Consider the following 7,232-nt stretch of genomic DNA (forward strand, 5'->3'; position numbering starts at 1 on the left):
ATATATAGTTGGAATATTTTATTTTATAGAATTGCCTAACTTAAAATAAATCAAAAATACAAAAATAAAAACTTTATTTTCTCTCTTTATTACTTCTATGACAAATATAAATATAGCAAGTCAACCAAATTCTCCTTCACAAGTACCGCTAAGAACCTGGATTGGTGTTTTAGCATGTATGTTAGGTGCATTTATGGCGATATTGGATATCCAAATTACTAATGCTTCATTGCAGGATATCCAAGCTAGTTTAGGGGCAAGTTTAGATGAAGGTTCTTGGATATCTACGTCTTATTTAGTTGCTGAAATTGTGGTAATTCCTCTCACAGGATGGCTGTCACGTGTTTTTTCATTGCGTAGATATTTATTAGTTAATACTGCTTTATTTATTTTCTTTTCTATCTGTTGTGCTGGAGCTTGGAATTTAAATTCAATGATAGTTTTTCGTGCCTTACAAGGTTTTACGGGAGGTGTTTTAATTCCCAGCGCGATGACTGTTGTCCTTACATCTTTACCACCACAAAAACAACCCGCAGGATTAGCTGCATTTGGAATTACGGCAGTTTTTGCCCCTTCAATTGGTCCCACTTTAGGAGGTTGGTTAACTGAAAATTTTAGTTGGCATTATAGCTTTTATATTAATATATTTCCCGGAATATTAATGTTAGCTGGCGTTTGGTATGGTATCTACCAACAAAAGCCACAATTTGAGTTATTGAAAAAGGGTGATTGGTGGGGAATTGCTTCAATGGCAATTGGTTTATCTTGTTTACAAATAGTCCTAGAAGAAGGTAGTCGTAAAGATTGGTTTGGTTCTTCATTAATTGTACGTTTGACAGTTATTGCTGTCATTTGTTTAGTGCTATTTTTCGTAATTGAGTTAACACGGAAGCAACCATTTATTAATTTGAAATTGCTGCGCGATCGCAATTTTGGTTTAGCGGCTATCGTTAATGTTTCTCTAGGTATAGGTTTATATGGTTCAATCTATGTTTTACCTTTATATCTAGCTCAAATTCAAAAATATAATGCATTACAAATTGGTCAAGTATTGGTTTGGGCAGGTGTTCCGCAATTATTTATTATTCCATTTATTCCTAAGTTAATGCAGCGTATTGATGTACGTTTAATTGTAGCTGTTGGTGTTAGTCTATTTTCAATTAGCGCGTTTATGAATGCTAAATTAACTAACCAAACTGGTTACGACCAATTAATCTGGTCACAGCTTGTTCGGGCAATGGGACAACCATTAATTATGGTGCCTTTAACTTCAATTGCAACGGCAAGTTTACCAGCAAAGGAAGCAGGTTCGGCAAGTGGTTTATTTAATATGATGCGTAATTTAGGTGGTTCAATTGGAATTGCTTCTCTGGCAACTTTATTGACTAATCGCGAACAATTTCACTCGAATAGATTGAGCGATTCTGTATCTTTATTTAATCCCGCAACTCAGGAAAGAATTAATCAATTAACTCAATATTTTGTCAGTCGTGGTTCTGATTTAAGTACTGCACAAGAACAAGCACTTAAATCTCTTGATGGTGTGGTTCGTCGGGAAGCTTATGTGATGGCTTTTAATGATTGTTTTTATTTTATTGGTATTGCTTTATTACTCAGTGGTGTTGCTATTTTATTCTTTAAGAAAGTTAAACCTAAAGGTAGTACTGTGGCACATTAATCTTAACGTTAAAATACCGAATTTGCCTTCTATTCCTATCCCTCCCCATCCCTTCGGGGAAGCAAGCTACGTAGGGTAAGGACGATTTTTACTGTGTAAAAATCAGGGTGAGATTCCTAATTTCTGCTATGATTACAAATTACATGATGCTAGTGCAAAAACTGGACTATGGTTTGTTAGTTTTGGCGCTTTTCCGACTAAAAAAATTTCTCCGCTTTTATTGACTATCAAGCCCTGTGCTTCGATAATTGGGGCAGTTGGGATAATGGCTTTTGGGTTATTTCGAGTTGGATGATTTTGAGTTTGTTCAGGGTAATTATCTAATGATATCCAATCAGCATTAACTGTATTGTTTCTCTGATATTCCCGTGGGTTAGTTGGTAATCCTCCACGTCCAGTAATCGTAAATTGACTTTGATTACGGGCTATTTTATCTTTGCACACTTGAGCTAATTTTGGCTCTTCCGGTTCTTGTGAAAGTTGGATTAATCCACGACTGGGGTCTACATTTAATGCATTAATATTGATAGTCCCATTTAGACTGGGGTTTGTTTGAGAAATTGCCGTGATATCACTAGTTGTAAATTTAGTTGGGTCTAATTGACTGGGGTCATTATTTCCTAAACTACGGGCTAAGTCTTCTCGATTAAGTTGTTCTATACCAATAATCCCAATAGCTTTAATTTTTATTTTACCACCGGAACCTGTATATGCATTTGCTGTAATGTCGTTATTCTCGAATTTATTGGCAACTATAAAACCATTGGGACTTTGAATGGTAATATTGCCTCCATCACCATTGGATTGAACTTTACCCGCACTGGTGGAAATTTGACTGTTGCGATGCATCAGAAGTAGGTTTTGTACCTCTAATATGATATTTCCACCATTCCCTAAGTCAGTTTGCGAGATGATTTTTCCTTGGCTTTCTAAGATTATGGAATGGGCATTTATGGTCAAATCTCCAGCTTTACCTAAATTTAGACGGTTTCCCAAATATTTCACTCCTGGACGAATATTAACTTGACTACTGACAGAAATTTCTGCACCATCACTAACACTTAAATTACCCGTGTTTATGGTTAATTTTCCCGCATCTCCCGAACCTAAAGTTTCCGCAAGTATACTACTAGGTGAATTTGTAGCTGATTTTCCAGCTAATTCGATGGATGTGGCATTAATTGTCAAATTTCCGGCATTTCCTGTTGCGGGTGCCAATTCATCTTCACCTACAAATCTTCCGCTTGATTGTACCGAAATTGTTGCCCCATCGCGAATACTTAATTTACCCGTATTAATAGTGATATCACCTGCATTTCCAGATGCAAAAGTTCCATTTGCGATCGCACTTAATGCGACTACCTCTCCTGGTAAATTGACAGTACCAAATATCTCAACAGATGTGGAAGCATTTATTGTTAACTTTCCCCCCATACCTGCACCAATTGTACTATTAAGTATTTGTCCACCATCTCGGATAATTAATTTATTGGCATCAATGGCAATCTCACCACCATTGTTATCACTGAGATTTACGTTTATTAAGCCGCTAGCTACGATTTCGACAACATTTCCCCGTACCCGAACATTTCCGCTACCACCTTGACTGGTTGTTGTTATAGTTGAGTTAAATGTAATCGTGGAAATCGGAGCAATTTGTTGAATGTTCTGAAAATTACGGACTTTTTCATATCCTAATGTCCAACCGTCACTAACTGGAATCAGGTTAACTAAGCTTTCACTTCCAACACTTCCTAACTCAATTCTTCCTTGGGGTGCTGTTAAGTTTCCTCCATCTATTTTAATATCACCACCTATAAGTGCTAATGTTTTATCTGGGTTAACCTGCAATCCCACAGGTACATCAATCAGAAAAGTCTTGGCTCCATTAGGACTTACCTGAGACTGAGACCTATTTTCAATGGTGGCTGCTGTAGTTCCAAATTGTAAGCCAATTGGAGTACTTATTGTTAGTAATGATTGATTTTGAGTTCCGGTAACACTAAATTTACTCCCATCGGCAAAGTTAAGGCTGTTTGCGGTACTAGCTATAAACGAACCACCAATATTTAAAGATGCGTTGTCACCAAAAATAATACCGTTGGAATTGATGAGAAATAGGTTAGCAATCCCATTTGCACGAATTGTACCGTCAATATTGGAAATTGATTTGCCAGTGACGCGGGTAATGATATTTTCAATGCTGGGGAAGTTATTAAAATAGGCTGTGTTTCCTGTTGGTACAGAAAATTCTTCAAAGCTATGAAATAGATTTTGTCCTGCTGTGGTTCCTCCTTCAATTAGTTTGATGTTGTTCTGTGTGGTGACACGAGAATTGTTAGGTAAGGTATTATCTGGTGTGATTTGGGCTAAAACAGTATTTGCAGAAAATATAAATGTTGGGAATAAATCGGTGAGAATAAGACTATTGACTATAAAGATGCTATTTCTGAATATTTTTAATTTTTGTTGAAAATTTATCATAATAATTTCTTACTCTTCCAGCTAATTGCGATCGCAGAATTACACCGATATACAATAGACATCGACCGAATTTAATGATGCGTTCCCCAGAACCCTTGTAGATACTGCGAAGTTGCCGCGAAACTTTGCCACGGGGAGTATCCCCGTGGCAAGATTTCGAGAATATTCTGTCCCGGCACATTTGCGTAGCAATGCTACGTCTCTACGTCTTTTCCGGAGATGTCTAATTAACAACACTACATTAATTGGGACACAGAAAAAACCGGGTTCCGCAAAGAAACCCGGTTTTTCGAGATTTTTAAACTACTGGAAATCCGTAATTCGCTGATAATGGTTACAATTGTATCGATTTTATTGATTCAAATAACTACGAATTCCATTACTATACTGCAAACGGCTTAAAATTTGATTAATACAGAACCTCTCTCCTTGCCAAAGGAGAGGCTTAAAATATAAGTTTTTAGCAGATACTATTGCACGGAACACAACGATTACGAGTCCAACACCAGCAGCAACTCGCTAGCTTCAGTTCTTCAGCAGGAATCGCTTTCAATGCACTCTGCATTTCGGATTCAGGAATAGCAGCATTATTTGGTTCTCGCATTTGATCCAAATTAACGACAACTTCAAACCTAATAACTTTTTCTGCTGTTAATCCATACTTCATCAGAACGTCGTTCATTTGGGAATTATTTATGCCTTTCATAAATTCTTTCCCAACTTCATATTGCATTTTTTGCAATGGAGTCGCATTCTCTGGTAATTTGTCGTAGCCACTGTCGTATTGTACTGTTTGTTCTAAGCTCATGACTCGTTGACCTAATTATTTACGTACTATTGACTAGTTTGTTCGGTAAAGCTTTCGGCTCTACTTCTAGTTATTAATTAGATGCAACCCCAAAGACTTATGCAGTTTTATGACGTTATTAGTCTTATATTTTGCCAAATTGGCATTCATTACGGCTTTTGTTTGGCTACGGGGCACGATTCCCATAGAATTATCAAAGTAGTGGAAAAAACATCAATCCATATTTATGTTAAAAATACTACAAGGTTCACATTTTTTATTTCTGCTTTAATTAACGAAAGTTTTAGATTATGTCTCAAAAATCTTGTTTCCGCAGTTGCTTATATAAATTGAACTTGTGCTGTAATTCACTCATTCTCCTATCATTAACCCAAGCCATACCAGTTATGGCTGAGGAGGTAAATATTGTCGAATCTGGGGAATTATCGAATCAAGCACAAACACCTATAAACCCAACTCCGAGACGGGAAACAAAGCCACCTTCTACCCAACCCTTACCAGAACAAGCACCTCCCACACTTTTACCACCACCTGACCAACTTTTGACTCCTCCAAGTAGCTTACCGAGTAGTCCAGAGGAAGAGCAATCGGGTGATATTCCCCAAGCGATCGCAATTAAGAAAATTAATATAACTGGCAGTACGATATTTAGTGAAAAAGACTTTGCCGAGATTACAGAACGCTACATCAACAAGTCAGTAACTCTAACAGAATTATTTCAATTACGTTCCGAAATTACCAAGTTTTACGTTGATAAAGGCTACATTACAACCGGGGCATTTATTCCCCCACAAAAGTTGATTGATGGGGTTGTGGAAGTTCGAGTAATTGAGGGGCAACTTGAAGAGATTAAGGTGACTGGAGCAAGTCGGTTAAATCCTAATTATGTGCGAAGTCGCTTGGCATTGGCAACACGTAAACCATTAAATCGGGAGAAATTGCTGGAAGCTCTGCAAGTACTCCAGCTAAATCCATTAATAAAAAATCTGTCTGCGGAATTAGCTGCGGGAACTAGTCAGGGTTCAAGTACATTAGAAGTGACGATACAGGAAGCGAAGACATTTAATGCCCAAATAAGTTTAGATAATAGTCGTTCCCCCAGTGTGGGAAGTTTCCGCAGACAAGTTCAACTGAGTGAGTCAAATTTACTTGGATTTGGGGATAGTGTCAGTGCTGCTTATACGAATACTGATGGTAGTAATTCTTACGATTTGAACTATACAGTACCGATTAATCCCCGTAATGGCACATTTGCAGTAAGTTATGGAACATCTGATAATAATGTCATTGAGAAACCATTTAACAGACTCGATATCGAATCCAACTCCAAGTATTACGAATTTACCCTGCGACAACCCATAATTCAAAAGCCAAATCGGGAATTAGCAGTTGGGATGGCATTAACGAATCGAGAAAGTCAAGCTAGCTTATTAAATGGGGAAGTTCCCTTCCCTGGTGAAGGAGCAGACGAAAAGGGCAGAACTAGTGTTACCGCACTGCGACTTTTTCAAGAATGGACGCAACGCAATAGTAAACAAGTATTTGCAATGCGATCGCAATTTAGTATTGGACTTGATGCATTTAATTCTACAATAAATAATAAATCCCCTGATAGTAATTTCTATGCATGGCGAGGACAAGCCCAATGGGTACGTTTACTAGCACCAGATACTTTACTATTTATACGCGGTGATTTACAATTTACCGATAGACCACTTGTTGCCCTCGAACAATTTGGATTAGGTGGACAAAGTAGTGTTCGTGGATATCGTCAGGATGCATTGCTCACTGACAATGGATTTTTAGCTAGTACCGAGGTTCGTTTACCCATTTTTCGTGACAAGCGATCGCAAACTCTTTTACAGGTTGTCCCTTTTATCGATGTGGGTACGGTATGGAATCGCAGCAATAGAGTAAAGCTGGAAACTAATACTTTATTGTCAACTGGTTTGGGTTTGCGTCTACAATTGGGTAATCAATTAAATGCCCAATTTGATTGGGGAATCCCTTTAATCTCCCTTGAGTCGAGGAAAAGTAACTGGCAAGAAAATGGTTTGTATTTTTCTGTTGTTTACACACCTTTTTAGCCTCTGAATGTTGCCCGTAAGCCTGTTTAATCCCCCCTAACCTCGCATGAGTCAAGGTGGGGGAATAAAGACCTAGTTCCCTGCTCTTAACAAGCTATGGTGTACACACAAGTCTGTTTTCCCCTGATACTTCGGAATTACCCCCCTTAATCCCCCCTTGGAAAGGGGGGAAACT

At 37.9% G+C, this 7,232-nt stretch carries 4 protein-coding genes; 2 read left to right on the top strand and 2 right to left on the bottom strand.

Features of this window, described 5'->3' with window-relative positions:
• Positions 1 to 97: 97 nt before the first annotated feature.
• Positions 98 to 1,678, top strand: a complete 1,581-nt coding sequence (locus CK510_RS23165; protein WP_095723931.1) for a DHA2 family efflux MFS transporter permease subunit — start codon at positions 98 to 100, stop codon at positions 1,676 to 1,678.
• A gap of 132 nt (positions 1,679 to 1,810) precedes the next feature.
• Here the strand turns inward: CK510_RS23165 and CK510_RS23170 are convergent, their stop codons facing one another.
• Together CK510_RS23170 and CK510_RS23175 are read right to left on the bottom strand one after the other, a co-directional pair.
• Positions 1,811 to 4,162, bottom strand: coding sequence for a two-partner secretion domain-containing protein (locus tag CK510_RS23170; protein ID WP_095723932.1), 2,352 nt, complete (start codon positions 4,160 to 4,162; stop codon positions 1,811 to 1,813).
• A gap of 460 nt (positions 4,163 to 4,622) precedes the next feature.
• Positions 4,623 to 4,970, bottom strand: coding sequence for a hypothetical protein (locus CK510_RS23175; RefSeq protein ID WP_095723933.1), 348 nt, complete (start codon positions 4,968 to 4,970; stop codon positions 4,623 to 4,625).
• Between the two features lie 290 nt (positions 4,971 to 5,260).
• Here CK510_RS23175 and CK510_RS23180 point away from each other — a divergent pair, with 290 nt between their 5' ends.
• Entirely contained in the window at positions 5,261 to 7,057 is a 1,797-nt protein-coding gene (locus CK510_RS23180) for a ShlB/FhaC/HecB family hemolysin secretion/activation protein (protein ID WP_095723934.1), read from the top strand.
• Positions 7,058 to 7,232 lie beyond the last annotated feature (175 nt).

Source organism: Brunnivagina elsteri CCALA 953 (genome assembly GCF_002289455.1).
Taxonomy (GTDB): domain Bacteria; phylum Cyanobacteriota; class Cyanobacteriia; order Cyanobacteriales; family Nostocaceae; genus Brunnivagina; species Brunnivagina elsteri.